This is a genomic window from Nocardia carnea NBRC 14403, from assembly GCF_000308515.1.
GTDB classification, from domain to species: domain Bacteria; phylum Actinomycetota; class Actinomycetes; order Mycobacteriales; family Mycobacteriaceae; genus Nocardia; species Nocardia carnea.
The window spans coordinates 16,605-42,660 of sequence record NZ_BAFV01000037.1; the positions used below are offsets into that span (position 1 = coordinate 16,605).

At 67.6% G+C, this 26,056-nt stretch carries 24 protein-coding genes; 8 read left to right on the forward strand and 16 right to left on the reverse strand.

The window, feature by feature from the left end; translation table 11 throughout:
- Positions 1-20: 20 nt before the first annotated feature.
- From ON22_RS12425 to ON22_RS12435, 3 genes are all read right to left on the reverse strand, one after another.
- A complete protein-coding gene (locus tag ON22_RS12425; protein WP_051157552.1) occupies positions 21-1,595 on the reverse strand; it encodes a DHA2 family efflux MFS transporter permease subunit in 1,575 nt (524 codons plus the stop codon).
- Positions 1,592-2,074: a MarR family winged helix-turn-helix transcriptional regulator gene (locus ON22_RS12430; protein ID WP_051157553.1), complete on the reverse strand. Its 483-nt coding sequence runs from the start codon at positions 2,072-2,074 to the stop codon at positions 1,592-1,594. Before ON22_RS12430 ends, ON22_RS12425 begins: the two co-directional genes overlap by 4 nt.
- Before the next feature lie 156 nt (positions 2,075-2,230).
- Positions 2,231-3,163, reverse strand: coding sequence for an alpha/beta fold hydrolase (locus ON22_RS12435; RefSeq protein ID WP_033246174.1), 933 nt, complete (start codon positions 3,161-3,163; stop codon positions 2,231-2,233).
- Between the two features lie 207 nt (positions 3,164-3,370).
- Here ON22_RS12435 and ON22_RS12440 point away from each other — a divergent pair, with 207 nt between their 5' ends.
- On the forward strand, positions 3,371-3,697 hold the full coding sequence (locus ON22_RS12440) for a histone-like nucleoid-structuring protein Lsr2 (RefSeq protein ID WP_033246173.1): 327 nt from the start codon (positions 3,371-3,373) through the stop codon (positions 3,695-3,697).
- Between the two features lie 235 nt (positions 3,698-3,932).
- Here the strand turns inward: ON22_RS12440 and ON22_RS12445 are convergent, their stop codons facing one another.
- The 3 genes from ON22_RS12445 to ON22_RS34600 all read right to left on the reverse strand — a co-directional run bounded on the left by ON22_RS12445 (position 3,933) and on the right by ON22_RS34600 (position 6,432).
- A complete protein-coding gene (locus ON22_RS12445; RefSeq protein WP_033246172.1) occupies positions 3,933-4,775 on the reverse strand; it encodes an SAM-dependent methyltransferase in 843 nt (280 codons plus the stop codon).
- A gap of 249 nt (positions 4,776-5,024) precedes the next feature.
- A complete protein-coding gene (locus ON22_RS12450; RefSeq protein WP_231508713.1) occupies positions 5,025-5,927 on the reverse strand; it encodes an SAM-dependent methyltransferase in 903 nt (300 codons plus the stop codon).
- Between the two features lie 49 nt (positions 5,928-5,976).
- Complete coding sequence (locus tag ON22_RS34600; RefSeq protein WP_051157555.1) at positions 5,977-6,432, reverse strand: hypothetical protein; 456 nt, start codon at positions 6,430-6,432, stop codon at positions 5,977-5,979.
- Positions 6,433-7,112: 680 nt separating this feature from the next.
- On the opposite strand from ON22_RS34600, the gene ON22_RS12460 reads away from it, so the two are divergent.
- The 3 genes from ON22_RS12460 to ON22_RS12470 all read left to right on the forward strand — a co-directional run bounded on the left by ON22_RS12460 (position 7,113) and on the right by ON22_RS12470 (position 10,221).
- Complete coding sequence (locus ON22_RS12460; protein ID WP_033246171.1) at positions 7,113-8,006, forward strand: Sco1979 family transcriptional regulator; 894 nt, start codon at positions 7,113-7,115, stop codon at positions 8,004-8,006.
- 307 nt (positions 8,007-8,313) lie between these two features.
- Positions 8,314-9,672, forward strand: coding sequence for a M20/M25/M40 family metallo-hydrolase (locus ON22_RS12465; protein WP_081595533.1), 1,359 nt, complete (start codon positions 8,314-8,316; stop codon positions 9,670-9,672).
- 21 nt (positions 9,673-9,693) lie between these two features.
- Positions 9,694-10,221, forward strand: coding sequence for a YbhB/YbcL family Raf kinase inhibitor-like protein (locus ON22_RS12470; RefSeq protein ID WP_033246170.1), 528 nt, complete (start codon positions 9,694-9,696; stop codon positions 10,219-10,221).
- A gap of 65 nt (positions 10,222-10,286) precedes the next feature.
- Here the strand turns inward: ON22_RS12470 and ON22_RS12475 are convergent, their stop codons facing one another.
- The 3 genes from ON22_RS12475 to ON22_RS12485 form a co-directional block, all read right to left on the reverse strand.
- Positions 10,287-12,116 carry an AMP-dependent synthetase/ligase gene (locus tag ON22_RS12475; protein ID WP_033246169.1) on the reverse strand — a complete coding sequence of 610 codons (1,830 nt, stop codon included), beginning with the start codon at positions 12,114-12,116 and terminating at the stop codon, positions 10,287-10,289.
- Between the two features lie 93 nt (positions 12,117-12,209).
- Complete coding sequence (locus tag ON22_RS12480; protein ID WP_081595534.1) at positions 12,210-12,944, reverse strand: GTP cyclohydrolase II; 735 nt, start codon at positions 12,942-12,944, stop codon at positions 12,210-12,212.
- A 177-nt stretch (positions 12,945-13,121) separates the two neighbouring features.
- Entirely contained in the window at positions 13,122-14,633 is a 1,512-nt protein-coding gene (locus ON22_RS12485) for a carbohydrate kinase family protein (RefSeq protein ID WP_033246168.1), read from the reverse strand.
- A gap of 373 nt (positions 14,634-15,006) precedes the next feature.
- Here ON22_RS12485 and ON22_RS12490 point away from each other — a divergent pair, with 373 nt between their 5' ends.
- Positions 15,007-15,387 (forward strand): hypothetical protein, encoded by a 381-nt coding sequence (locus tag ON22_RS12490; protein ID WP_063820583.1) that lies wholly within the window; start codon positions 15,007-15,009, stop codon positions 15,385-15,387.
- A 9-nt stretch (positions 15,388-15,396) separates the two neighbouring features.
- Here ON22_RS12490 and ON22_RS12495 read toward each other — a convergent pair whose 3' ends face one another.
- Genes ON22_RS12495 through ON22_RS12505 form a run of 3 tightly spaced genes read right to left on the reverse strand, consistent with a single transcriptional unit; the run spans position 15,397 to position 17,743 of the window.
- Positions 15,397-16,473, reverse strand: coding sequence for a quinone-dependent dihydroorotate dehydrogenase (locus ON22_RS12495; RefSeq protein ID WP_033246266.1), 1,077 nt, complete (start codon positions 16,471-16,473; stop codon positions 15,397-15,399).
- A gap of 5 nt (positions 16,474-16,478) precedes the next feature.
- Positions 16,479-16,745 carry a DUF5703 family protein gene (locus tag ON22_RS12500; RefSeq protein WP_033246167.1) on the reverse strand — a complete coding sequence of 89 codons (267 nt, stop codon included), beginning with the start codon at positions 16,743-16,745 and terminating at the stop codon, positions 16,479-16,481.
- Entirely contained in the window at positions 16,745-17,743 is a 999-nt protein-coding gene (locus ON22_RS12505; RefSeq protein WP_033246166.1) for a YncE family protein, read from the reverse strand. The genes ON22_RS12500 and ON22_RS12505 overlap by 1 nt, the downstream gene beginning before the upstream one ends.
- Before the next feature lie 193 nt (positions 17,744-17,936).
- Between ON22_RS12505 and ON22_RS12510 the strand changes: the two genes are divergently transcribed.
- Genes ON22_RS12510 through ON22_RS12520 form a run of 3 tightly spaced genes read left to right on the forward strand, consistent with a single transcriptional unit; the run spans position 17,937 to position 21,123 of the window.
- Entirely contained in the window at positions 17,937-18,284 is a 348-nt protein-coding gene (locus ON22_RS12510) for a hypothetical protein (RefSeq protein WP_033246165.1), read from the forward strand.
- 55 nt (positions 18,285-18,339) lie between these two features.
- Positions 18,340-18,858, forward strand: coding sequence for a WKL family lipoprotein (locus ON22_RS12515; protein WP_086007722.1), 519 nt, complete (start codon positions 18,340-18,342; stop codon positions 18,856-18,858).
- A 15-nt stretch (positions 18,859-18,873) separates the two neighbouring features.
- Complete coding sequence (locus ON22_RS12520) at positions 18,874-21,123, forward strand: MMPL family transporter (protein ID WP_081595535.1); 2,250 nt, start codon at positions 18,874-18,876, stop codon at positions 21,121-21,123.
- 215 nt (positions 21,124-21,338) lie between these two features.
- On the opposite strand, the gene ON22_RS12525 is transcribed toward ON22_RS12520, so the two are convergent.
- From ON22_RS12525 to ON22_RS12540, 4 genes are all read right to left on the reverse strand, one after another.
- On the reverse strand, positions 21,339-22,271 hold the full coding sequence (locus tag ON22_RS12525; protein ID WP_051157556.1) for a heme ABC transporter ATP-binding protein: 933 nt from the start codon (positions 22,269-22,271) through the stop codon (positions 21,339-21,341).
- A complete protein-coding gene (locus tag ON22_RS12530; protein ID WP_033246262.1) occupies positions 22,268-23,359 on the reverse strand; it encodes a FecCD family ABC transporter permease in 1,092 nt (363 codons plus the stop codon). The genes ON22_RS12525 and ON22_RS12530 overlap by 4 nt, the downstream gene beginning before the upstream one ends.
- A gap of 208 nt (positions 23,360-23,567) precedes the next feature.
- Positions 23,568-24,614 (reverse strand): heme/hemin ABC transporter substrate-binding protein, encoded by a 1,047-nt coding sequence (locus ON22_RS12535; protein WP_033246261.1) that lies wholly within the window; start codon positions 24,612-24,614, stop codon positions 23,568-23,570.
- A 108-nt stretch (positions 24,615-24,722) separates the two neighbouring features.
- Entirely contained in the window at positions 24,723-25,697 is a 975-nt protein-coding gene (locus tag ON22_RS12540) for an aldo/keto reductase (protein WP_033246164.1), read from the reverse strand.
- Between the last annotated feature and the right edge of the window lie 359 nt (positions 25,698-26,056).

Sequence of the window (26,056 nt, forward strand, 5' to 3'; positions counted from 1 at the left end):
TGCGCTGGGGAGCGGCGGAATCAGTGCATCAGCACCGGCGCCGGAGCGTTCTCGCCGGTCTTCGGCACCGAACTCGCCTTACGCGGGAGCAGCAGCGAGAAGACGACGGTCACCACACACAGCACGAAGGCGACCCAGAAGCTGGTCGCATAGGCATCCGCCATCTCGCCGAGCATGATCTCCTCGAACTTGTCGCCCAGACTCGCCAGGTACTGCAGCACCGACGGATCCGGCTGTGCACCGGTCCGCTCCGCCTCCATCATCGCCTGACCGGCCGAGACCGCCTCCGAGCTCTGCATCCGGTTGGTGAGCACCACGGAGATCACCGCGACACCGACCGAGCTGGCGATCTGCTGAATGATATTGAGCAGCGTGGACCCCCGCGCCACCTGCGCCTCCTTCAGCGTGCGCAACGCGGCGGTCATCAGCGGCATCATCGTCAGACCCATACCGAGACCCATGACGAACAGCACGCCGAGAACGTAGAAGTAGGAGCTGTCGGCGCCGATCTGGGTCAGGCCGAACATGGTCGCGGCGAGAATCGCCAGGCCGACCGGGACGACCCGGCCGACCGGGACCTTGTCCACCAGCATGCCGGCGATCGGCATGGTGAGCAGCGATCCGAGGCCCTGCGGGGCCACCAGCAGACCCGCCATCAGCGCGCTTTCACCGCGCACCTGCTGGAAGTAGGTCGGGATCAGCAGCAGGCCACCGAAGAACGACGCCGAGAACAGGAACATGGTGACCGTGGCGACGGTCAGATCGCGGTTCTTGAACAGCCGCAGATCCAGCAGCGGATTCTTCGGTTTGAACGAGTACACGATGAACGCGGCCACGAGCGCCCCGCCGACCAGCATGGTCGCCCACACCTTCGGCGTGTTGACGGTGCCTTCCTCCGGGATGGAGGAGATGCCGTACAGGAACAGTGCCAGACCCGGCGACAGCATCAGCATGCCCACGAAATCGAACTTCTCGGTGGGCCGCGCCTCATCCTTGGGCAGGGCGAACCAGGCGTAGACGATGGCGATCGCACCGAGCGGCAGATTGATGAGGAAGATCCAGTGCCAGGACGCGTCCTCGATCAGCCAGCCCCCGAGGATCGGGCCGAGGATCGGGCCCAGCAGCATCGGCACACCGAGGATGGCCATCAAGCGGCCCATCCGCTCGGGTCCGGCGGCTTTGGTCAGGATGGTCATACCGAGGGGCATGAGCATGCCGCCGCCGAGGCCCTGGATCACCCGGAAGCCGATGAGCGCGCCGATGTTCCAGGACAGCGCGCACAGCACCGATCCGGCGGTGAACAGCAGCAGTGCCATCATGTAGAGCCGTTTGGTGCCGAAGCGGTCGGCCGCCCAGCCGGTCAGCGGGATCACGGTGGCAAGTGCGAGGGTGTAGGCGGTGACCGTCCACGCGACCGTCGAGTAGTTGGCGACGTCGAATTCGGACTGGAACGTCGGCATGGCGACGTTCACCACCGTGATGTCCAGAATGGACATGATGGATCCGAGAACGACGACACCGGCCAGTTTCAGCACCGATGCGTCGATCTTCTCCGGGGCCCCCGCGGCGGGCGCGGGGGCTGGACTTGCGTTCACGAATTCTCTCCTGAAGATGCTGGGGGGCACGCCACGACGTTGTGTATGGCCCCGGATTCGAGGACAGCGGTGAGGACCCGGCAGAGGTCTGCGCGCAGTGGGTCCGGCAGGCCGGCCACCACCTGGTCGATCGTCGCGCGGTGGATGGCGATCTGGTCCCAGGCGAGCTGACGCCCGTCTTCGGTGGGGCCGACGAGTTTCACCCGCCGGTCGGTCGGGCTTTCCTCCCGGGTGAGCAGTCCCAGGCGCACCAGCCGGTCGACATTGCGGCCGGCCGCAGTCATCGACAGGCCGAGTTCGCCTGCGATGGTGTGGATCGGTTGCGGCTCGCTGCGCCGGACGACGCTGAACAGTACGCGCGCCTGGGCCAGGGTCAGATCCAGCTCGGCGAGCCGGTCCACCCCCTCCCACCGTCCTGGATCGCAGACCGCGAGCACGAAGTGCTCGATCAGTGTGCCTGTTTCCGCCTCACTTGCCACCGCGCGATGATATGGGCCGCCGTGATAGTTGCGGAAGCGGGATTATCGCGTCTGTGATGGGAAACATAACCGGGCTCCGGTTCGTATCACGGGTGTGTGTCCCGAGAGGTACCTCCCGAAGCGGCCCCGATGACGACAACCGATCGCCGGAACCGATCAGCTCCGCGGCACGGAGCCGTCGGTGAAGAAATCGCCGATCAGTCCGGCAATCGCATCGGGCTGTTCCAGATGCAGGAAATGCCCCGCCCCCGGAACCATCTCGACGGCCCCGCCCGCCGGGGCGAGGACATCGGCGACACCGGCCGTGAACGCCGGATGCAACGTCGTATCCGCCGAACCGTGCAGATACAGCATCGGCACCCGCGGAGCCTGATTCCAGAACCGGTGTGGTCCGGCATACGGTTCGGGAACCTTCGCGGTCACCCGCACGAACGCGCGATAGTAGGACAGCGCCGCCGTCCGGTGGGCGCCCATGGGCAGGGCATCGAGCGCATGCGCGATATCGTCCGCCGCCGGGTAGCCGGGCGACCAGTCCTCCCACAGTCGCGGAACCAGCCGGTCGAGTGCACGTTCGGCGACGCCGGGCAACTGGTTGAACAGGATGTACCAGCTGTAGCGCAGCTGGCGCAGATACGCCCCCGCCGACCGCAGTGTCGCCGCCCGCTCCGGCCGCATACCGGGCACCGGCGGCACGGCGAGTGAGACCACCTTTCCGAACGGACACTCGGGATCGGCGGCAATTGTACCGGCGGTCAACGCTCCCCAGTCGTGGCCGATCAGCACGGCATCGTCCGGAGCGCCGAACGCGCGATGGATCGCGAGCGCGTCGTACGCGAGAGCGCCGAGGTGATAGACCCCATCGGCCGGTACCGCCGTCGGGGCATACCCCCGGGTGAAGGGGGCGATCACGCGGAAACCGCGATCGGCGAGCGCGGGGCCGAGATGACGCCAGGTCCAGGCACTATCGGGGAAACCGTGTAGGCACAGCGCGAGCCGCCCGTCCGGTGCACCCCAGGCGAGAGCGGTCATCGCCAGGTGGGGGAGTCCGAACTCCAGGGTCTCGGGTTCGTCGCCGCGGTGTGTGTTCATCCGGCCGATCCTCTCTGGTCTGCCCGTCACGGTAGCCCGCCGGCCCGTATTCCGCCCCGGCGTCGGAGCATTCGCCCTTGGCGGTATGCTCACATCCCCCGGGAGAGGTGGCGGTGCCGGTGCTGCGGGCAGGCCCGGATTTCGCGCGGCCGCGGGGTTGTTGATGTCATAGGTGGCAATGTATTCGGGGATCGGAGGAGTAGGCCCATGGCGCGCAAGGTCGTCATCAGCTTGATCGATGACCTCGACGGCGAATCACCCGCAGCCGAAACGGTGGTGTTCGCACTCGAGGGAGTGACGTACGAGATCGACCTGACCGAAGCCAACGCGGGGGAATTGCGCGCAGTCTTCGGAAAATGGACCCCGTTCGCCCGCAAGGCCGGACGGGCCGGGCGGACCAAACGGGAACGGCCGGGCCGGTCGGCCTCGGCGAGGGTGGTCCGGGAATGGGCCCAGCGCAACGGTCACGAGGTATCGGCACGCGGCCGAATCCCGGCCGGAGTGCTCGCCGCATTCCATGCCCTGAACGGCTGAGCTGCGGGGCCGGGAACGGCCGAGCGGACGGCGTTTCGATCCCGGTCGTGCTGTGCGGCCGGGTTCCTCTCGTATCCTCGCTGTCACCGGTGGTTTCGGCCGGGTGCACGCGGGGCGGACAGCATTTTTTCCGAACGCTCGGAACGCGGAACACAGACCTGGCGAGGGCCGGCCAGTGGAATCTTGCGCGGCGACGTGGGGAGACAGCCGCCGCGACGGTCGATGCGCCGGCGTCTCAGGGTTTGTAGGCGATACCGCCGACCATGACATTCTCTTCCGGGAACCGCTCACGCAGCGGCGGACCGGCGGGCCACCATTCGTCGAGCTGAACCAGACCCGGTGCGACGAGTTCGAGACCGCCGAAGTATTCGAGGATTTCCTCGCTGGTGCGGTACCACCCCGAGCCCAGCCCCTTTTCGGTGAACCGTCGTTCGAGTTCGCGAGCCAATGCGTGCAGTTCCGGATCCTGTGGGCCGGGATCGTAGAAATGGCTGATCGCGAGATAGGAACCTGCGGGAAGTAGTTCGACGTAGTCGCGCATCAGGCCCACCGGATCGAACTGCTCGTCGATATGGTGCAGCAAACCGCACAGGATGAGCCCGATGGGGCGGTCCATATCCAGGTATTTGGTGATATCGGATGCGGCCAGCAGCGTGCCCTCCTCGAGGAGGTCCGCGGAGACGAAATGGGTGTTCTCGTTCTGTTCGAGCAGGACCCGCCCGTGCGCATTGCACACGGGATCGTTGTCTACGTAGACCACTTGAGCCTCGGGGATGAGCTGCTGCGCGATCTCGTGCGTATTGGCGACCGTGGGCAGGCCGGCGCCGATATCGAGGAACTGGTCGATCCCCGAGGTTCCGGCCAGATACCGGACCACGCGATGCAACCATCGACGGTTCATGATGGAGACATCGCCCTGCCGCGGTGCCACCTCCAGGATCTGCTGGTAGGCCGACCGGTCGACGTCGTAGTTGTCCTTACCGCCGAGGCTGTAGTCGTAGACGCGGGCGATACTGGCGCGGGTGGTATCCACCCCGACGGGCTTGCGGGGGCGGATCCGGGAAGCCGGCTCGGCCATATCGACCTCTCTCTGCTCTGCACGAAATGAACAAGCGAACGAAGTGTGAGTCGGATCACTCAGCGTAGAACGTCGCCGCGAGGTGAGCAATATCGTGAACACCGTGCGCGGCAACATTCTTCGCGCCGGAGCGCGGTACGCCCGAATGCGGTGCTGCGTCATCGCCCGGATGGGGGCGGAAAGTGGTGTCACGTAACCCGATTCGAGATACACGCTACCGCAGCGTGCGTGGCCGCCCCCGGATCCCGGCTATCTGCCTCCGTCGATACTGTGCAGCCGCGCTGCGGGAACGCCCGGTTTGTACCCGACCCCGCCGATCACGACCTGTTCCTCCGGCAGTCGCTGCCGGGTGGGCGGGCCCGACGGCCACCAATCCTCGAGCTCGGTGAACCCCGGCGGTATGAGTTCCAGTCCCTCGAAGTATTCGAGCTGCTGTTCGCGGGTGCGGTACCACCCCGAGCCCAGACCCATTTCGGTGAAAGCCCGCTCGAGTTTCTTCGCGAGTGCGTGGAGTTCCGGGTTCTCGTCGGCCGGATCCCAGAAATTGGTGATCGCGACATACGATCCGGCCGGGAGCCGGGAGATGTATTCGCGCATCACGCCCGGTGGGTCGAGTTCGTCGTCGAGGTGATGTAGCAGCCCGCACAGGATGATCGCCATCGGCCGGTCCGGATCCAGGTACTGCAGAACGTTCTTGTTCTCCAGGAGCGTGCGCTCCTCGAGGACATCGCCGGAGACGAAATGGGTGTTCTCGTTCTGCTCGAGCAGGACCCGGCCGTGCGCGTTGCACACCGGATCGTTGTCGACGTAGACGACCTTGGCTTCCGGGTTCTCCTGCTGCGCGATCTGATGGGTGTTGCCCACGGTCGGCAGGCCGGCGCCGATATCGAGGAACTGGTCGATTCCGGCCGGCCCGGCCAGGTACCTGACGACCCGGTGCAGCCAGCGCCGGTTCATCCGGGAGACATCACCCTGCCGCGGGGCGTATTCCAGGATCTGCTCGAAGGCCACACGGTCGACGTCGTAGTTGTCCTTACCGCCGAGGCTGTAGTCGTAGACGCGGGCGATGCTCGGCCGGGTGGTATCCACCCCGACCGGTGCGCGAACCCCCGTCCGAGGAGCCGGTTCGGCCATGAAAACCTCTCTCTGCATTATCGATCCAACAGCGTGATGGTAAGACCGGGCGGCAGCGGGCGTGCGCTCAGGCTCCGTTGCCGCGTTCGAGCACCTTGCCCGGCAGCCAGCCGCCACCCAGATGGGTGACCCGCCACCAGTCGATATCGATGACGACCGCGGTGACCGGTGCGGCGAAGAACGGTTCGACCTGCGGTTCCTTGCGCAGCAACGCCTGGAAGGTCTCATCGCGTTCGCTGTCGTCGCGCAGGGTCACCGTGCCGAGGCCCTGGGCGAACGGATCGGCGATACCGCCCGGCACGACTTTCACTCCCACATTGGGATTGGCCCTGAGCTGATCCAGCGTGCGGCCGCGGTTCTCGAGGATCAGTGTGAGGCGGAACAGGTCTTCGTCGAGGTTGGCGAAGAACGCGCTGGTGGCCCAGTTGACACCGTCTTTGGAGGTCGCGAGGTCGATACTGGAATGAGTGAGGACCTCGGTCAGTTTCTTGCGGATCTCGATGGCGGTGACTTCGTCGGACATACGACCCTCCAGTTTTTCTCGGTGTATCAGGTGGTGATTCGTTCTCGAAATGCCGCGGGTTCACGGCGAATCCGGGCCCGGATGGTTGCGCGCGAGCCTAGCGTTCCGCACCGATGCAGAACAGTCCGGGGCATCGCGGGGACGCGACGAAAAGTAGTTGCCGCCCAAGGTCTTACGGGTATCGGTGGGGTAGCTGCAGTGGCAGCCGACGGGGACGCCGGGCGAATGTGACCGCCCCGGCTGTAGCGGCGTTTCCGCCCGGTGGGCTCACCGAGGAGGTGTGCGACCGGACCGGCCGGTCGGTTGTCGCGATTCGGGCGGGCAGGCGGTATGCTGGGGACGGCTTCCGCGGTACCCGCACCTGCTTCCGGTGCCCTCATCGATGTCATCTCCCCAGGTCTTCGTGGTTGTGAGGCCGGATCGTCGTGTCGTGGGGGAGTTTACGCAAACAGTGTCGACAGCGCGCGCAAACGTGCGAGAAGCTACGGATATGCGGCGCTGTAGAATTCGAGGCGAGGGGCGCGGCAGCGGGTTGCCGTGGGGATGCCGGGGCCGCCCGGTGTGGGCGCGTTACCGATATTCAGTGCCTACTTGAGAGTAGGATCGCCTGCCGACCGGTGCGGTTCGTCGGCGGCGGGCGCCGTACGATGCAGCACAGCACGAATTGGCCAGAGGCGATCATGACTAACGAGCAGGACGATTCCGATCTCCCGGATAAGGCAGAAGCCGATCGCGGGCCTACCGTATTGCGTATATCGCTCGGTAGCCGGCTGCGGCAACTGCGCGAGGCGTGCGGTATCAGCCGCGAGGACGCGGGGGAGCATATCCGCGGTTCGCACGCCAAGATCAGTCGCCTCGAATTGGGCCGCACCCGGTTCCGGGAACGCGATCTGCTGGATCTGCTGAGGCTCTACGGTGTCGACGATCCGGAGAAGCTTTCGGTCTATCTGGAGTTGATGAAGAAGGCCAACGATCCGGGCTGGTGGCAACCGTTCAACGATCTGCTGCCGCCGTGGTTCGAAACCTATATCGGCCTCGAACAGGCCGCTACCACGATCCGCACCTATGAGGCGCAGTTCGTCCCCGGCCTGCTGCAGACCGAAGCCTATGCGCGCTCGGTGATCAAACTGTTCAACGAAGAGGACACCGAACGTCGGGTGGGCGTGCGGATGCGCCGCCAGGAGATCCTCAGCCGCGCCTCGGCCCCGACACTGTGGGCGGTGGTGGACGAGAACGCGCTGCGCCGCCCGGTCGGGGGTTATGCGGTGCTCCGCGGCCAGATCGAACACCTGATCGCGGTGTCCGACCGGCCGAACGTGAAGATCCAGGTGCTGCCCTACGAGATCGGTGGGCATCCCGCTGCGGGCGGTTCGTTCAGCATCCTGCGCTTCCCGGAGCCGGAGCTGCCGGATATGGTCTACATGGAGCAGTTGACCACCTCGCACTACCTCGAGAAGAAGCACGAGGTGGAGGTGTATATGACGGTGATGAACAAGCTCAGCGTCATCGCACCCACCCCGGGGGAGAGCCGCGATCATCTGCGTCGGGTGCTCAGCGAACTGCCCGACAAGTAGGCGCACGCCCCGCTCGCCGGCAGGTACCGGCGGGGGAGTCGGCCCCGGTGGGAGGCCCTGAAAGTACTTGGGCCGCAAGGTTTCACAGAAGTGCGCACCTGGAAGCGTGCGTTTCCCACGAACAGGTAACCCGCGCCATGAGGCCTCGTCGTGGTGCTCGGAGTCGACCGCAGAAGATAAATTGTCATACGTAGATATGCGCATCAAGGCATTGATGTACAGATTGTCGCGCGGGCTCACCGACACACGCAACGCACCACACAACACCGAAAAGAATCAATGACGCGCTTGATGGTAGGAAGGGTGCGTGGCCGCGACAGGTGATAACTCTGGCTCCGCTCGTTCCCGTGCCGTCTCCGAGGTGGTGGATCTGGTCAGCTCGCTGATCCGTTTCGATACCTCGAACACCGGCGACCCGGCGACCACCAAGGGGGAACGCGAATGTGCCGAGTGGGTCGCCCGGCAGCTGGAAGACGCCGGTTACACCACGGAATACGTGGAATCCGGCATGCCGGGCCGGGGGAACGTTTTCGCGCGGCTGCCCGGGGCCGATTCGAGCCGCGGTGCGCTGCTGCTGCACGGGCATCTCGATGTGGTGCCGGCCGAGGCGGCCGATTGGAGTGTGCACCCCTTCTCCGGTGCGGTACAGGACGGGTACGTCTGGGGCCGCGGCGCCATCGATATGAAGGATATGGTCGGGATGATGCTGGCGGTGGCCCGCCAGTTCAAGATCGAAGGCACCGTGCCGCCCCGCGACCTGGTGTTCGCTTTCCTGGCGGACGAGGAGAACGGCGGCAAATGGGGGTCGCAATGGCTGGTGCAGAACCGGCCGGATCTTTTCGCCGGAATCACCGAGGCAGTGGGGGAGGTCGGCGGTTTCTCGCTGACCGTGCCTCGTCCCGACGGTGGTGAACGGCGGCTCTATCTGGTGGAGACCGCGGAAAAAGGCCTGGGCTGGATGCGGTTGCGGGCGAAGGCTCGGGCGGGGCACGGGTCGTTCCTGCACGAAGACAACGCGGTGACGATTCTGGCGGCTGCGGTGGCCCGGCTGGGGACACATACCTTTCCGCTCGTACTGTCCGATTCCGTGGCGGAGTTCCTCGCGGCGGTATCGGAGGAGACCGGGCTCGCGTTCGAGCCGGGCAGTAAGGATATCGAGGGCACACTGGCGAAGCTGGGATCGATATCCCGGATCATCGGTGCCACCCTGCGCGATACGGCGAACCCGACCATGCTGAACGCCGGGTACAAGGCGAACGTGATTCCGCAGACCGCGGAGGCCGTGGTGGACTGCCGCGTGGTGCCCGGCCGGCTGGCCGAGTTCGAACGTGAAGTGGACGAGCTGATCGGCCCGGACGTGGAACGCGAATGGGTCACCAAACTCGATTCCTACGAAACAACTTTCGACGGCCATCTCGTGGACGCGATGAACGAGGCGATCCTGGCGCACGATCCGGACGGGCGTACGGTGCCGTACATGCTGTCCGGCGGTACCGATGCGAAGGCGTTCGCGGATCTGGGGATCCGGTGCTTCGGGTTCGCGCCGCTGCGGTTGCCGCCGGAACTGGATTTCGCGGCGCTGTTCCACGGCGTCGACGAACGGGTGCCGGTCGATGCGCTCGAATTCGGCACCGATGTCCTGGAACACTTTCTGTTGCACAGCTGATCCGATTCGAGAGAGGTTCCCATGACCTACAACCCCTATGACGCTCTGCCCTCGGTGCCGTCGTTCACCGTGACGTCCGCCGATGTGTCCGACGGCGCGCCGCTCGGCAACGACCAGGTCAGTGGCGTGTTCGGGGCCGGTGGTAAGGATGTGTCCCCGCAGCTGAGCTGGTCGGGTTTCCCGGCGGAGACGAAGAGTTTCGCGGTTACGGTGTACGACCCGGACGCGCCGACCGCCTCGGGTTTTTGGCATTGGGCCGTGGCAGAAATCCCCGCCTCGGTCACCGAACTGCCGTCCGGCGCGGGCAGTGAGGGCGGCACCCTGCCTGCGGGCGCGGTGATGCTGCGCAACGACGGCGGTTTCGCCGGATACGTCGGTGCGGCACCGCCGGCCGGGCACGGGCCGCATCGGTACTTCATCGTGGTGCACGCGGTGGATGTCGAATCACTGGGTGTACCACCGGAAGCCACCCCGGCCTTCCTCGGGTTCAACCTGTTCTCGCATACGCTGGCGCGGGCGACCCTGGTGGGTACCTACGAACAGAAATGAATCCTGAACAGCACTGTGGCCCCGGGGAGATCCGGGGCCACAGTGCTGTCGGAGTACGGTTCGGCTCAGCCGCGTACGTCGATCACGGTGCCGGCTACCTCCTCGGCGTAGAGCGCGGTGATCTGCTCGGCGTACTTCTCGGCGATCGGCGCACGTTTGAGCGACATCTTCGGAGTGAGTTCGTCGCCGCCGGGTTCCCATACGGTATCGACGATGGTGAACCGTTTGATCTGTTCCACCCGGGACAGTTTCGCGTTCCCGGCCTGGATCGCGGCGCGGACGTCGTCGACGATGCGGGTGTGCCGGGCGAGGGTCGCGATATCGGCGTCGGTGGCGTCGATTTCCTTCGCGCGGATGGCCGCCATATCGGGGTCGAGCACGATGAGCGCGGTGATATACGGTTTGGCGTCCCCGAGCGCCACTGCTTGCCCGACGAGCGAGGAGGCGGCCTTGACGGCGTTCTCGATATTGCTCGGGGCGATATTCTTACCGCCTTCGTTGATGATGAGTTCTTTTTTGCGGTCGATGATCCGCAGATAGCCGTCGGTATCGAGAGTCCCGACATCGCCGGTGTGCAACCAGCCCTCGGCGTCGAGCGCCTCGGCGGTTTTCTCGGGCATGGCACGGTAACCGTGGGTGATGATCGCGCCGCGGACGAGTACCTCACCGTCGTCGGCCAGCCGTAGTTCGAGTCCGTCGACGGCGCGGCCGACGGATCCCGGACGGGGTTTGTCGAGTTCGGTGTAGGTGGCGACACCACTGGTTTCCGACATCCCCCATACCTCGGAGACGCAGAAACCGAGACCGAGGAAGAATTCGAGGGTTTCCGGTGGGATCGGTGCCGCACCCGAGGAAGCGACACGGAGTTCCCCCAGGCCGAGTGCCGCCCGGACCTTGGACAGCAGCAGCTTCTCGGCGATGCGGTGCTGGATATTCAGCAGCGGCCCGCGACCGGTGCCGGCCAGATCGGCTTTGGCGGCAGCGATACCGGTGGCGACCGCCCAGCCGGCAATCGCTTTCTTGGCTCCGGTTTCGGCGGCCAGTTTGGCCTCGACACCGCCTTTGATCTTCTGCCATACCCGTGGGACACCGAAGAAGACGGTCGGCCGCGCATCGGGGAGGGCGGCAGCGATCTCACGGGGATCGGGCACGGTGGTGATCTGGATACCGGTGACCAGGTTGATGGCATGCCCGGAAATCCGGTCCGCGACGTGGGCGGCGGGCAGATAGGACAATGCGCGGTCCTCGATACCGACGTCGAGTGGACCGCTGGTGAGGGCGAGGATCTGGGCCAGCACATTGCTGTGGGTGAGTTCCACGCCCTTGGAGGGGCCGGTGGTGCCGGAGGTGTAGATGAGGGTGGCGAGATCGCCGGGTTCCACGGCCTGCCAGGCGGCGTCGAAATCGAACTCCGGATCGGGGTTCGCCTCGAGGTCGGCGAGTGTGGTCGCGCCTTCGGCAGGCCCGTCGACAACGATGAGGTGGTCGATCGGTACGCCCGCGGCCCGGATGGTGCCGAGGAACTGCTGCTCGGTGACGACTATCTTGTTGCCGGCGTTGCCGAAGACATGCGCGATCTGCTCGGGTGAGCAGGTGTTGTAGACGGAGAACGGGGTGGCGCCCACATGCAGGGCGGCGGTGTCGAGAAGGTTGAACTCCGGCCGGTTGGTGAGCATGATGCCCACTGTGTCGCCGCGGGTGAGGCCGAGGGCGGCCAGACCTGCGGCGATAACGCGGACCCGTTGCCCGTAGTCGCGCCAGGTGATCTCCTGGGTGCCGCCGACGGTGCGCAGGGCGACCGCGTCCGGGCGGAGGGTGAGGGTCTGCTGGAAGGCCGCGGGCACTGTGCGGGCAGTGACGCCGGTGCGGTGGGTGTAGGCGATATCTGTGGTCATGGGTCCGTTCCCGAGGTGCTGGGGTTCCGGAACACTCGCGGTGGTTGCCGCCGGAGGCCATAGGGGCGGCCGGTGACCGGTGAGTGACGCGGATCACCCATGATATCGGGGGAACGAAATCGGCGGGGCGGTTCTGTCTGGGTCAGGGGTTCCGGGGACGGGCCGGTGGAGGGGTCGGGTGGGCCGGGTTCCCCCCGGTGCCGATGTCAGCGCCTGCTCGGGTTCGCCACGCGGAATCCAGTGGCCGCGGCGGCGGCGCTTGGATTCGAGGTAGGCGGAGGCACGTTCGCTCAGCGGTGTTGTATAGATCGGCTCGGGGTGGACGAGGAGACCGGCTTCGCGTAGCGCTTGCACTTTGTCGGGGTTGTTGGTCAGGAGGCGGATCCGCCGAAGTCCGAGTCCGCGCAGGCTGTCGGCGGCGTACTCGTAGCGGCGGGCGTCGACGGGAAATCCCAAGTTGTGGTAGGCCGTGAAGCTATCGACTCCGGTACGTTCGGATTCTCGATAGCCCATGGCTTTCGCGACGAGGCCGGCGCCGCGTCCTTCTTGTTCGAGATAGACGAGAACGCCCACACCTTCCTGCTGGATGAAGTCGAGGGATTTGTGGAGTTCAGGCCCGCAGTCGCAATCCTGGGATCCCAGTGATTCGCCGTAGAAGCACCGGGAGTGGACACGCACCAGGCAGCCATCTGCTGGCCTACCGAAGACCAGCAGATGCCCGAGGTCCGGGTCGCCGGCGACCGGGATGACATGCACGTGGGATTCGTGTCCGTTACGAACGAACCGGTGCCCGTTGTCGGCAGCGGAGGAATCCGGTGCTGCTGTCATTGTCGTTCCCGAGGTGATGGGGCTGTGGACCTGTCCGCCGGGGCGTCGGTTCACTTTTGTCGATCCGGCCCGAGACGTGTGCTCCTTCCCGATAGTAGCGTCGGAAATCGATACGGGGATAGTCTGTTCCGTCCCGAAAGGTGACCGAACTGCGGTGAGTGCTGGGCTGTCTGCTGGTCAATGCCTGTCGGCTGCGAGTCTGATGATTCGGTCGACCTCGTCGACCGGCGGCATCGCTCCCGGAATGTCTCCGGAGAAATTCTGGGTGGCGACCATGGCCGCGGTAGCCCAGGTGAAGTCCTGCTCATCGGCATAATGGGCCGTGCTCGACGAGGGGTCGGGTATGCGGCGTTTGGACAGCAATCGATAGATGAGTGCTCCGGTGAATGCCGACCGCGAGCCGGGAACATCGGTGAGGGCCGCTGCCTGGAAGCGCGGAATATCGAGCCTGAGGAGATCGGAACGGACGGTGCAGCCGAAGTCCTCGACGACACAGACTGCGCGGGCGCCGAGCATTTGGAGGAGATGGGCGATATCTGCACCGGACTGTGCCGCAACCTCGGGAATCAGGAAGTCGAGTTCTCGGGTGGAGCCTATGAGGTAGTCGATCGAGGAGAGGTACGGGTAGAGCAACCGCGGTGTTTCCACGCTTGCAGCGGTGACGAGGACCATCGGACGTTCGGGGAGTGAGTTCAGAGTGGCCAGCGTTTGTTCGATCACCGGCAAGGGGGGTTCCAGGGTTATGAGCACGGCGTCCGATTCGGCGAGCGCCGTTCGGACACCGCTGGTGCCCAGTTCGTCGCCGGTCAAGCGGGTCCGGTCAACGGTGCAGGTGATGGTGCCCGAAAGCCCGGCCCGGTCGATGATCAGTGCCGTAATCGGGGTGGCCGCGTTCGGTACGACTTCGACCAGCGAGGTATCGATGTTCTCCGAGCGCAGGTAGTCACGGATTCTGCGGCCTGCGTCGTCGTCACCGACTGCGGAGACGAAGCGGACGTCGATCCCCAGACGCGCTGCGGCGACTACGCAGTTGAGGCCTTTGCCTCCGGGGCCGCTCTTGAACATTCCGTGGGCGTAAGCGCGGGCGCCGGGGACCGCGTCGACTTGGTAGATGTGGTCCATTACGGCGTCCCCGACGACGGTGAGAGTACCGATTCTCCCGGTCGACCGGTGCCGGTCGGTACCTCGGAGGGGCTGCGAGTCGGTGTAGACGTTCCCGGTGACCAGCAGCGCGGCGAGCGCGGTGAAGGCACGCCGTTCGGGGGTGGCGCGCAGAGAGCGCACGGTGGGCGTGGGGGGAATGGCCTCGGCGTCGGCGATCTCGTGTAGCCGGCGCCAGTGCGCCGAAAGGTATTCGCGGCGGTCACCGAGGTCCTGCGAGTAGAGGTCGTCGGGATCGACTCCGGTGGTCTCGGTGTCCCGCAGCAGGCCGAGGGACAGCTCGGCGTCGGTGATGACGCGGTGGGTCGGCGGGAGGCGGCGGGCGTGTTCGCGGACGACGGGCAGGACGGCGGCGGTGCGGGTGATGCCGTGGGTGGCGGCGTACCGCCGGATGACCGGGAGGTCGAGCAGGGGGGTGGTGTCGATTTCGGTGGTGGTCAGGCGGTCGGGGCTGAGCCCGGAGCGTTTGCACAGCCGGGTCAGGATATTGCGGATAGCGACGATTGCGGTGTCGTCGGTCGGGGACATACCGCGGGCCTTTCTCGTATTTCGCCGTCGCCGAGGGGTTTCGACCCGGTCACATATGGCAATAACCATAGTGCAGGACGGCGTTTGACATATGGATTGACCCGCGGAACTGTCAAATGACACACTGGAAATAGCGTTTCCCTCGATCAGAGGTACGGGAGGGCCTGGTGATGACAATGACGACAGCCCGGTTCCGCGCACACGGTTATCCAGCAGCATGCCGATGCGTCGCCTGCGCCGGGACGGATCCGGAGGCATCCTCCGCGACGGCGCGCTGAGCGCGCCCGGCGGTCCGCCCTTATCCGACGGCAGCGATGCCGCGCCGGCTGTGGTGCCGGCCCGGTATCGGTGCCGAGCCCCTGAGGAGGCAGCTGTGAGCATCCATATCACCGACTGGCTGATGGTCAGCGATATCTCCCCCGAATACGCCGAGCGCGTGCAGACCCGTCACGGATCGTCGTGGCTGTTGAGCTGGTTGCCGGGCGTTGGCCTGTCATTCGAACAGGCCTATGCCGCAATGGAACTCGACGAGATCCTTTCCGACCCCCGGTCGGTGGACGACACCGCTGCGCTGACCCGGGCACAACAGCAGGCGGAACTGGCAGGGCTGGTGCTCGAACAGGTCGTGCATCTGCTCGCCAACCGGATCGAGGCGAGGCTGATGGAGGCCCAGATCCTGCAGCACCCGGCTGCGGCCGAGCCGGCGCCGTACCGGGACGATCCCGGCATCATCCGTAGCGGTTCGGCCGCCTGACCTGGCCGGTCAGCTGTTCCCGGTGTGGCCGGCGCCCACGGCGTCGGCCAGGCTGCGGTAGCCGCCGGCACGGAGCCGCTCGGCGATCCCGCGGTGTATCCGCCACGTCCACAACGGCCCGCCATAGATGAAACCGGTATACCCCTGGAGCAGCGAGGCGCCCGCCAGGATCCGTTCCCAGGCCTGGTCGGGGGTTTCGATACCGCCCACCGAGATCAGCACGAGCTGCCCGCCGACGCGGGCGTAGAGCCGTCGCAGGACATCCAGCGAGCGGTCGGCCACCGGCGGCCCGGACAGCCCACCGGCCCCGATGGCTTCGACCGCGGCGGGATCGCTGTGCAGGCCGTCGCGTCCGATGGTGGTGTTGGTGGCGACGATTCCGGCGAGGCCGAGTTCCACGGCCAGATCGGCCACCGCGTCGACATCCTCGTCGGACAGATCCGGCGCGATCTTCACCAGCACCGGCACCCGCACACTCTCGAGTACCGCGGTCAGGACGGGACGCAGCGATTCGACCGCCTGCAGGTCCCGCAGACCGGGAGTGTTGGGGGAACTGACATTGACGACCACGAAATCGGCGTGCGGTCCGAGCAGGCGTGCGCTGGTGGCGTAATCGCCGGCGGCGTGCTCGGCGTCCACAACCTTGGTCTTGCCGATATTGGCGCCGATCGGTACCGACGGCACGCGGCCGTGCAGCCGGGCGGCCGCGGCGGCGGCCCCGTGGTTGTTGAAACCCATCCGGTTGATCAGGGCACGGTCGGCAGGCAGCCGGAACAACCGGGGTTGCGGATTACCCGGCTGGGCGGCGGCGGTGACGGTGCCGACCTCGGCGAACCCGAAGCCGAGCGCACCCCAGGCGTTCGCCCCGGTGGCGTCCTTGTCGAAACCGGCGGCCAGCCCGAGCGGCGCCGGGAAATCGACCCCGAACACGCGGGTGCGCAGGAGGGGATCGGGTACGGCGAAGAGGCGGTGCAGCAGGGCACGGGTGGGTGCGAACGCGGTGGCCGCGCGGATCACCCCGAATACGAGGCGGTGGATCCGTTCCGGCGGCACCAGGAACATCAGGCGGAGCAGTAATCGGTACAGCACGTTCATAGCTCCGTGGTATGCCCCGCCGGGCTGGTGAGCGCGGTTTTGCGGCGGCGCAGCAGAACGCGGCGGCTGCCGTCGGTGTAGGCGCGGACCCGGGACAGTTCCCAGCCGCCGAATTCGGCCTGGATGGCCAGCCGCATCGACGCGGTCACACGGGTGACGTCCGGGGGGAGCCGCAAGGGGATGTACTCGTAGTCGTCGCCGGTGGTTTCCCACCCGGTGGGGAGTTTTGCCCGCGTCGCCGCGCCACGGTGAGTGGATGCCATCACTGCCCTCTCTCGCGCTGGTCCGCGGATATCCGTTGCAGACCCGGTTCGGTGGCCGAGCCGATGTAGAGGTCGCCGGTATCGGCGTCGACGGTTACCGCGTTCGGCTGCCGGACGGTGGGGTAGCGGCCCACCTCCTGCGGTGCTCCCGTCGACAGGTCGTAGCCGACGACCTCGTTGCTCTGCGTGCACGTCACCCATACGGTGTCAGAACCCCGGTCGTAGGCGAGTGCGTAAGGCGACGATCCTACCGGGTAGCGCTGCCGGAGGACGAGCGGTTCGGTGGTGAACACCAGCAACTGGCCGCTGTCGGGGTCGGTGACGACGACCCGGTTGTCGGGGGCTTCGATCAGGTTCGCGGCGCCGATTCCGGCGCGTAGTGCCAGCCCGAGGCTCTCGTAGCCGGGTTCGATCTCGGTGAGCAGTGTCTGGGGGCGGTCGAGGACAGCGAGGGTATCGCCGGTGAGCGCGATCCGGTCGGCGGAGACCAGCCCGGTGACGGTCTGCTCGACCTCGCCCGTGCCGTCCAGGACGAGGACGCGGCCGTCGGCGGTCCCGGCGATCAGGGTGCCGTCCGGGCGGGCGCGGACGGTCTGCAGATCGCCGTCGACCGCGACCTCGGTGACCGTGCGGTCGGCGGCGTCGATCCGCAGGATCACCCCGTCGCCCGCGGCGAGGAATTCGCCCGGGGTACCGGCGGTGAGATCGCGGGCCGGAGTCGGTAGACGTACCTGATGGCCGGTGGGCGGCGTGGTCGCGGGATCGAGTACCACCAGGCCGGTGCCCGCCGGGTCGAGGCCGGCGAGGAAACCGCTGCCGGGATCGGCGGTGAGGGAGGTCAGGGGAGCGGGGACCGGATACACGTCCCCGGCCGGGGCGGAAGCCACGGGCGGGGATACCGCCGGTGTCGCCGGTTCCCGGGTGGGTGCATCGCCTGCACCGGAATCGGAATCGGAATCGCCGGAGCAACCCGCCAGCAGGGCGGCGACGAGCAGCACGACGACGACGGTACCGCGGGGTTGCCGGTGTCGCGCTCGTCTCGCTGTGCCCGGAAACGACCGATACTGCATGGGATTATCTGATCACGACCGGGTGGTCACCTGTACCGGCGGGGTGTGGGGTGTCGGCGGCCGGTCGGGTGCGGGGCGGGTTACCGTACGGATCTGACGGTGCGGAGTTCAGGAGTCGACGATGCACGAGGTGCCGGGGTTTTCCGCCGAGGAAGTGGCGACGGGTCCGTTCGCGCACGGGTTCGGTCGTACCGGGGACGGGCGGACGTTCGCGTTCCGCACGGTCCGGGCGACCCTGCAGGTGGAGATCTACCGTCCGGACCTGGATTCGGAGGTGCCGGGGCCGGAGGATGTGGTGGCCGTGGCCGAAGCCCGGGTGAGCGATATCGATCTCGACGACGCGCGCAGTGTGGTCGCGTTGGTGCGGGATCTGCTGCCGCGGGCGACTTCCCCGCCGGGGGGCCGTAATGTTCCGACGGTACGGGCCCTACTGGCGCGTATCGGCTCGGTGATCGAAGGCAGGCAGTGAGAGTGGTATGCAGGACGTGATGCGGTACACAGCTGTTTCTCGGCGGGTGCGCGCGATGCGTGCAGGCGGCGCCGTGGCGGCCGCGGCCGCGGTGGTACTGCTCACCGGCTGCGGAACCGGTGTCGACGAGGATTCGGTGGCGGCGGCCCGGTCGTCGGCGAAGGCGGCGTTGTCGTCCTCGGCGGCGGCGACCTCGCAGGAGCTGGCATCGCGTTCGCTGCCGACCGCGGCGGAGCTGGACACCCAGATCAAGCGGGCGCTGGATCCGGCGCTGCCCGATTCGGAGCGTACGAAACTGATCGAGGACGGGGACGCGTTCCGGGACGCGATTCCGGATATGTACAAGGCGTTGCAGGACAACCCGCGGGCGGTCTACGGGGTCACCGATCCGGTGTTCGACAATCACGACGGCACCGTGACGGCGACCTTGCGGCTGGACAAGGACGGTTCGGGCACGGCGGTCCGTACGACGGTGGTCCATTTCATCTATCTGGACGGTGCGTGGAAGCTTTCGCGGACCGACCTGTGCGGGATCCTGCGGTCGGCGGACTACCGCACTGCGGCCTGCGGTTAGTAGCGGGCCGGCGCAATGTTGACGGCGGGCACCCACCGGTGGGGTCGTTTCGTGTACCGGCACCGGATCGCGGTGCTGGTGATTTCGCTGTTCGTGGTCGCGCTGTCCGGGCTGTACGGCCGGGATCTGGCGGATCGGCTCACTCAGGACGGCTGGTTCGACGAATCCAGTGAATCGGTGGCGGCCTCGAAACTGGCCGATGCCACCTTCGGCCGCGATACCGACAGCGATGTGGTCGCCCTCTACACCGCGCCACCGGGAAAGACGGTCGACGATCCGCAGGTGCGGGCGGCGGTGACCGCACAACTGGCGGGTCTGCTGCGCGACCATCCGGACCGGGTGCTGCGCATCGACAGCTACTGGGACAGTGCCCTGGCGGGACAATTCGCCGACGACTCCCGGACGTACGCGTTCGCCAGTATCGGGCTGCACGGGGAGGGGTCGGCGACCGTCGACAACTACCTGGCGATCGCCGGGGACCTGGAGGCCGATACACCCGGCGCCGGACCGGCCGGGACGACCGTGGAGCTGGCCGGGCTGCAACCGGTGGTGGAGGGCATCAACACCGGGATGCAGGACGATATCCGGCGCGCGGAGATGATCGCGCTCCCGCTGGTGGCGCTGCTGCTGTATTTCGTGTTCGGCGGCGTGGTGGCGGCACTGCTCCCGGTACTCGTCGGCGGTATGACGATCCTGGGCACCCAGGGCATCATGCGGCTGCTCACCGGCCATATCGACGTGAACGTGTTCGCCAGCGCGGTGGTGACCCTGGTGAGCCTGGGGCTGGCGATCGACTACGGTCTGTTCACGGTGACTCGGTTCCGGGAAGAACTGGCCGCCGGCGGCGTGGGTGAGTCAGGCCCGGAGGCGGCAGCGAAGCGTAACCACGGAGGGCCCTCACCCACGCCCGATAGAGACAGCGGTGTGGAAGATGCTGTAGCGCGGACGGTGGCGACGTCCGGCCGCACGGTGGTGTTCTCGGCGGCGATTATCGCGGTGAGCCTGGGCGCACTGTTCATCTACCCGAACGGTGTGCTGCGTTCGGTGCCCTACGGCGGAATCAGTGCGGTGCTGCTGGCGGCCGTGCTGTCGGTGACCGCGCTGCCGGCCATGCTGGCGATCGTGGGCCGCCGTATCGATCTGTGGAAATGGCGCCGATTCGCCCGCGCCAGTACCGAGGCCGAAATCGATCGCGGGATCTTCTCCCGGCTGGCGGTCCGCGCGATGGCGCGGCCGTGGGCGGTGATCGTGCCGGTGGTGCTGGGTCTGCTGCTGCTGATGGTGCCGTTCCGGCATATCGAGTTCGGTGGGCTGAGCGAGAAATACCTGGCGCAGGACAATCCCGCGCGGGTGGCGCAGGAGAAGTTCGACGCGCTGTTCCCCGGTTTCCGCACCGAACCGCTGCGGCTGGTGGTGACGGGCGCGGATGCCGCGCAGTTGAGCGATATCCGCCTGCAGGCGAATGTCACCCCCGGCCTGACGGGGCCGTTCGAACCGGCGGCACCCACCCGGGACGGGATCAATGTGCTGGAAGCCGGTCTGGTGGACGAACGGGCCGCCGATACCGCGATCGCGGTGTTACGCGGTATCGAGGAACCGGGCGGTGTGCGGGTGATGGTGGCCGGGGTACCGGCGCTGGAGCGCGACAGTATCCACGGATTGCTGGAGGGTCTGCCACTGCTGGCGTTGCTGCTGGTGGTGGCCGCGGTGGCCTTGATGTACGCGGCGTTCCGGTCGCTGATCCTGGCGGTGAAGGCGGTCGTGATGTCGGCGCTGAGTCTCGGCGCCACCCTCGGCATCCTCACGTGGATCTTCGTGGAGGGCCACGGCGCGGAACTGTTCGATTTCACGCCCGGGCCGCTGATGTTCGCGGTCCTGGTGCTGATCGTGACCGTGGTGTTCGGGCTGTCCACCGACTACGAGGTGTTCCTGCTGTCCCGGGTCGCCGAGGCGCGCGCGAACGGTGCGGACCCACCGGAATCGATCCGGTACGGTATCGCGCACACCGGCGGTGTGATCACCTCGGCGGCCGCGATCCTGATCGTGGTGACCGGTGCGTTCGGTTTCTCGGAACTGGTGATGATGAAATACATCGCCTACGGCATGATCGCCGCGCTGATCCTGGACGCCACGGTGATCCGGATGCTGCTCACTCCGGCGGTGCTGAAGTTGATCTGGCGACCGAAATCTCCCATCCCGGCGGCAGATGTCGTGGTGGAGCCGGAAACGGCGGTCGCCGGGCCGCAGGCCGCCGAGAAGACGTAACCGGCCGGTTGCCGGGTCCGCAGGTTTTCGGATCGGACCCGCGGGCCGAATCGGTATCGGCGCCGGCCGCGACCATCGCCTCGAAACGTTCGAGGCCGTCGCCGGGCCCGGGGCGAACAGATTGCCGGGGCGCGAACGGTATCGGTGACTGTGAATGATGGTGTGGAACATATCGGCGACGTGGGGCGCCGGGTTACATCTACCCGGTGGCAGGACTACTCCGAGGTCGGTGTGGGCGGTGTGCCGGGGGGTCCAGTGCGGGCCGGCCGGGCCGGAAGTACCAGTTGTGCACCGGTGTCCGGATGGTCGAGGACCTCGATCGGGTAGCGGTAGACGCGGCTGAGCAGTTCCCCGGTGAGGACCTCGCGCGGTGTACCGGTCGCGGCGAGCTGCCCGTTGTCGAGGACGGCGACGCGGTCGGCGTAGGCGGCGGCGGAGGCCAGGTCGTGCAGTACCACGACCACCGCGGCGCCGGCGGCGGCCCGGTTGGCGGCCAGGTTCAGCACTGCCTCCTGATGGCCGAGGTCGAGGGCCGCGGTGGGTTCGTCGAGCAGCAGGGTGGCGGTGTCCTGGGCCAGTACCCGGGCCAACGCGACCCGGGCCCGTTCACCGCCGGACAGGCTCGGAAACGACCGCCCCGCCAGATGCCTACAGTCGGTCGCGGCCATGGCGTCGGTGATCACCGCATCGTCGCGGTCGGCTCGGGGAGTGCGCTGCCAGGGGGCTCGGCCCATGGCGATCACCTCGGCCGCGGTGAACGGAAACCCGACGGTATGGGATTGGGGGAGGACGGCGCGGCGACGGGCCATATCGATCGGAGTCCAGTGATCGAGTGGCCGGCCGTCGAGTTCGACATCGCCCTGACCCGGGACGAGCTCTCCGGCCAGGACGGCGAGCAGGGTCGATTTACCGGCACCGTTCGGCCCGACCAGTGCCAGTACCTGCCCGGCGGTGACGTCCAGGTCGACCTTGTCGAGGACGCGGCGGCTGCCGCCCCCACCGCCATGCCGGTCCAGGGTGACGCCGTGGGCACGCAGGGTGACAGTGCCCGGTTCGGTTGCGGTGGGCAGCCGGTGTGCGCGCTGCAGTAGTCCGGTGACGCGGCGGGCCAGACTGGACGCGGCCGTCTCCTGCCTCGGCTCGTTCATGCCCAGCCTCCCGAACGCGCGCGGGTGCGGCGCAGCAGCCAGAAGAAGAACGGACCGCCGATCAGCGAGGTGAGCATGCCCAGGGGGAGGTCGGCGTTGTCGACCAGCGAGCGGGCGGCGACATCGGCGGCGAGCAGGACGACAGCGCCGGTCACGGCGCTGACCGGGATCAACGCACGGTGCCCCGGCCCGACGATCATGCGCACCACATGCGGGACGATCAGCCCGACGAACAGGATGATGCCGGTGAACGCCACCCCGGCGGTGGTGAGGACCGCGACGATCACGATCACGGTGCGCCGCAGCCGTTCCACATCCACCCCGAGGTGCCGGGCCGCGGATTCGCCGAGGGCCAGCAAATCCAGCCGCGGTGCGACGAACACCGCCGCCGCGATCCCGGTCGCGGTGAGTACCGCGACCACCGCGACCGCGTCCCAGGTCGCGCCGTTGAGGCTGCCCAGCTGCCAGAAGACGATCTGGTCGCGGGCGGCGGGGGAGGCGACGAACAACAGGAAGGCGATGAGCCCGCCGGCGAAAGCGTTGATCGCGACACCGGTCAGGACCAGGGTCACCACTTCCGTGCGCCCCCCGGACCGGGACAGCACATACACCAGCACGGTGGTGATCAATCCGGCGACGAATGCCGCGGCGGCCACCGACCAGGCGGCGACGAACGCGCCCCCGAACACGATCACCGCGCCTGCACCGACCGCGGCACCGGACGACACCCCGATCACCCCCGGTTCGGCGAGCGGGTTGGCGAAAACGCCCTGGAGCAGCGCACCGGCGGTGGCGAGCGCGGCACCTACCAGGATCGCGAGCAACACCCGCGGGAACCGCACCTCCCACAGGGTGACCTCCCCGGCCGGGTGGGCGGGGAGCGGCCCCCAATCGAGGCCGATCCGGTGGGCGATACTGCCGGCCACTTCGGCGGGGCCGGTGGGGACCTGCCCGATGGCGGCGGAGGCGACCGCCAGTGCTACCAGCGCGAGAAGCGCGACTGTGAACGCGAGCGCCGCCCTGCGTGTGTGATGGTGACCGAGGTCCGGGGTGCCGGACTGTCGCGGTTTGTCCAGCTCTACGGTCATGCCGGTACGTCCGTCGGCACGCTCGGGACACCATTGCGGCGCCGGTGCCGCGCCGCCGCGCACGGGTTTCGGTGATCGGCTTGGTCCGGGGCCTCTGCGCGGTCACCGCGCAGAGGCACCTCCGGGCACGGCACTGTCGTGCCGCGTTGATCGATGACCACGGGCTGTGCGTGCCAATGCTTCGCCCCGGGGGGCGGACCTGCCGCGCTCATGCGGTGGGATGACCGTAGACGGCGACGGACAGGGCGGTGATGACGCGGCCGGTGTTGGGGCCGAAGGACAGCAGCACCGAATCCGACATATCGACGATTCGCTTGTTGCGGCCCGCAGGCGTCTGGGCGATACCGGGTATTTGCGAGATACCGTCCACCCCGCCGATCGATTTCATGCCGTCGGTCATGACGAGCAGCACATCGGGCGCCGCTGCGATCATCGCCTCGCTGGTGATCGCCGTGAACGGTTCGCTCACCCCGGATTCGACTCCGGCGTCGCGCGCACCGAGCGCGGCGATGAGCGCGTCCGCACCGGACCCGGGGCCGGCGAGCATCGTGATGGCACTGGAGCGCAGGTACAGGAACGCGATCCGCAGCGGCGGGTCCTGGGCGGGCACCGCGGCCGATGCGGCGGCTATCTCGTCCTGGGTGCGCTGCGCGAGCTGCTGCCCGCGCTCGGGGACACCGAGGGCGCCGGCGACGGCCTCGATCTGCGGGACGACCCCTTCCATGGTGCGTTCGGGGTCGAAGTAGACGACGGTGATCCCGGTCGCGCGCAACTGTTCGCGTACGGCGGGCGAAGCGCTGGTGGTATCGGTGAGGAAGACACTGGGCCGCAGCGCGAGGATCGACTCGACATTCAACGCGCCGTTGCCGCCGGTGACGTTCGGCAGATCCGCCACCGCGGGGAACGAGGCGGCGGTGCTGCGGCCGACCAGGTTGTCGCCGAGCCCGAGCCCGTACACGATCTGGGCGAGGGTGCCGTACCGGTCCGCGGCCACGATCCGGCTCGCGTCGGTGACCGTGACCTCGGCGCCGTCGAAGGATCGGACCGTCGCGGGTAACGCCGGGACCGGGGGCGGGGTGAGCGGTACCGGGTCCAGGTTGTCCAATACTGCGGTGGCCGGTCCCTGCTGACCGGTCGTGGCGGCCGGTTCGGTACCACCGCAGGCGGCAGTCAGCACGAGCAGCCCGGCAGCGAGGCCGGCCAGCAGCGCCCGCGCCCGCCGTGTGCGGGCCCCCGAGGTGAATATGCTGCGCACGAGCGCGGTCCCTCCGTGATTACGTTCCGCTGCCGCCTCCGGACCCGACTCGCTCATGCAGGCAAGGCTAATCCGTGCCACGGTGTGGTGATCGCCCCCGCCCCCCGGCTACGGGGTGGAGCTCACATCGTCGAGGGCGGCGGCGATCGCGCGCGGCAGTTCCAGTGTTTCGGCGGCCAGCACCCCGGTGAGCTGACCCATATCGCGGGCGCCGACGAACATGCTCGCCACTCCGGGCCGGTCACGCACCCAGGCCAGCGCGACCGCCAGCGGTGAGGTCGCCAGCCCGTCGGCGGCGGTGACGAGGGCATCGACCACGGCGGTGGCGCGATCATCGTCGAGGCGGCCGCGGATCTCCGCGGCGGTGGTTTCGTCGGCGGCGCGGGAATCCGCGGGTACACCGTCGCGGTATTTGCCGGTGAGTATTCCGGCCGCCAGTGGCGCGGTGGCGACGATTCCCGCGCCGTGATGGGTGGCGGCCGGTACCGTATCGTCCTCGGCGCCGCGGGTGAGCAGCGAATACGGCGTCTGTACGGCGGTGACGGGGGTACGGGCGGCCAGGCTCGCCAGTTGCCAGGCGGTGAATCCGCGGACCCCTGCGTAGCGGACGCGACCGGAACGGACCGCGTACTGCAGGGTGTCGGCGATCTCGTCGAGCGGTGTGGCGGTATCCCAGGCGGTGACCTGCCACAGGTCGAGGTGGTCGGTGCCGAGTTCGAGCAGGGTGCGGTCGAGTTGACGCAGCAGGGTGCGGCGGGAGCAGTCGACCGTGATCCGCGCCTGCTCGGGCATCGGCGGTTCGCTTCCGGCGGGGACAGCCGGTAGGTACGGCACCTGCCCCGCCCCCGCGCACAGAACGAGTTCGTCGCGGGACACCAGGTCGCCGAGGAGATCGGCGAGGATGCGCTGCGCGGCGCCGCCGCCGTAGGCGGGGGAGGTGTCGACGAGGGTGCCGCCCGCTTCGGTGAACGCGATCAATTGCGCGGCGGCGGTCTCGGCATCGGTGCGGCTGCCCCAGGTGTGGGTGGCCAGCCCGATACGGGAGACCCGCAGCCCGCTGCGGCCGACGGTGCGCTGTTCCATCACCGGGTCCCCGGGCTCGCAGGACACGGCACGAGCGGGGCAGAGCTCGAGGGGGTAGCGGAGCGTATCCACGCAGTGCCCGCGCTCGCGCCGGGATGACACAGTACGAGCGGGTCGCGCCCGGAGGCGGTAGCGGAGCGTAACCGAGTAGGGCCGGCGCTCATGCACAGCAGCACGGTTCGACGTTTCCTCACGGCGACCAGCCTAGAGCGTGACCGGCCGGTGACCGTTCGCGGCGAACGGTGGGCGCGGCGTGTCCGCCGCCAGGGATACCGAGTTCGCTGCCGGCGATATCGACACGGCAGGGCCCCGGTCGCCGCGCGCGCCCGGGATAGGGCACTGTAGGGTCGCTGCGGTCG

Excerpts from the sequence above, each read along its gene's own strand:
- ON22_RS12470 (WP_033246170.1), top strand. The coding sequence starts at position 9,694 with ATGACCTACAACCCCTATGACGCTCTGCCCTCGGTGCCGTCGTTCACC.
- ON22_RS12475 (WP_033246169.1), bottom strand. The coding sequence starts at position 12,116 with ATGACCACAGATATCGCCTACACCCACCGCACCGGCGTCACTGCCCGC.
- ON22_RS12520 (WP_081595535.1), top strand. The coding sequence starts at position 18,874 with ATGTTGACGGCGGGCACCCACCGGTGGGGTCGTTTCGTGTACCGGCAC.
- ON22_RS12515 (WP_086007722.1), top strand. The coding sequence starts at position 18,340 with ATGCGTGCAGGCGGCGCCGTGGCGGCCGCGGCCGCGGTGGTACTGCTC.
- ON22_RS12530 (WP_033246262.1), bottom strand. The coding sequence starts at position 23,359 with ATGACCGTAGAGCTGGACAAACCGCGACAGTCCGGCACCCCGGACCTC.
- ON22_RS12480 (WP_081595534.1), bottom strand. The coding sequence starts at position 12,944 with ATGACAGCAGCACCGGATTCCTCCGCTGCCGACAACGGGCACCGGTTC.
- ON22_RS34600 (WP_051157555.1), bottom strand. The coding sequence starts at position 6,432 with ATGTCCGACGAAGTCACCGCCATCGAGATCCGCAAGAAACTGACCGAG.
- ON22_RS12540 (WP_033246164.1), bottom strand. The coding sequence starts at position 25,697 with ATGGAACAGCGCACCGTCGGCCGCAGCGGGCTGCGGGTCTCCCGTATC.
- ON22_RS12485 (WP_033246168.1), bottom strand. The coding sequence starts at position 14,633 with ATGTCCCCGACCGACGACACCGCAATCGTCGCTATCCGCAATATCCTG.
- ON22_RS12500 (WP_033246167.1), bottom strand. The coding sequence starts at position 16,745 with ATGGCATCCACTCACCGTGGCGCGGCGACGCGGGCAAAACTCCCCACC.
- ON22_RS12440 (WP_033246173.1), top strand. The coding sequence starts at position 3,371 with ATGGCGCGCAAGGTCGTCATCAGCTTGATCGATGACCTCGACGGCGAA.
- ON22_RS12450 (WP_231508713.1), bottom strand. The coding sequence starts at position 5,927 with ATGCAGAGAGAGGTTTTCATGGCCGAACCGGCTCCTCGGACGGGGGTT.
- ON22_RS12435 (WP_033246174.1), bottom strand. The coding sequence starts at position 3,163 with ATGAACACACACCGCGGCGACGAACCCGAGACCCTGGAGTTCGGACTC.
- ON22_RS12510 (WP_033246165.1), top strand. The coding sequence starts at position 17,937 with ATGCACGAGGTGCCGGGGTTTTCCGCCGAGGAAGTGGCGACGGGTCCG.
- ON22_RS12525 (WP_051157556.1), bottom strand. The coding sequence starts at position 22,271 with ATGAACGAGCCGAGGCAGGAGACGGCCGCGTCCAGTCTGGCCCGCCGC.
- ON22_RS12460 (WP_033246171.1), top strand. The coding sequence starts at position 7,113 with ATGACTAACGAGCAGGACGATTCCGATCTCCCGGATAAGGCAGAAGCC.
- ON22_RS12445 (WP_033246172.1), bottom strand. The coding sequence starts at position 4,775 with ATGGCCGAGCCGGCTTCCCGGATCCGCCCCCGCAAGCCCGTCGGGGTG.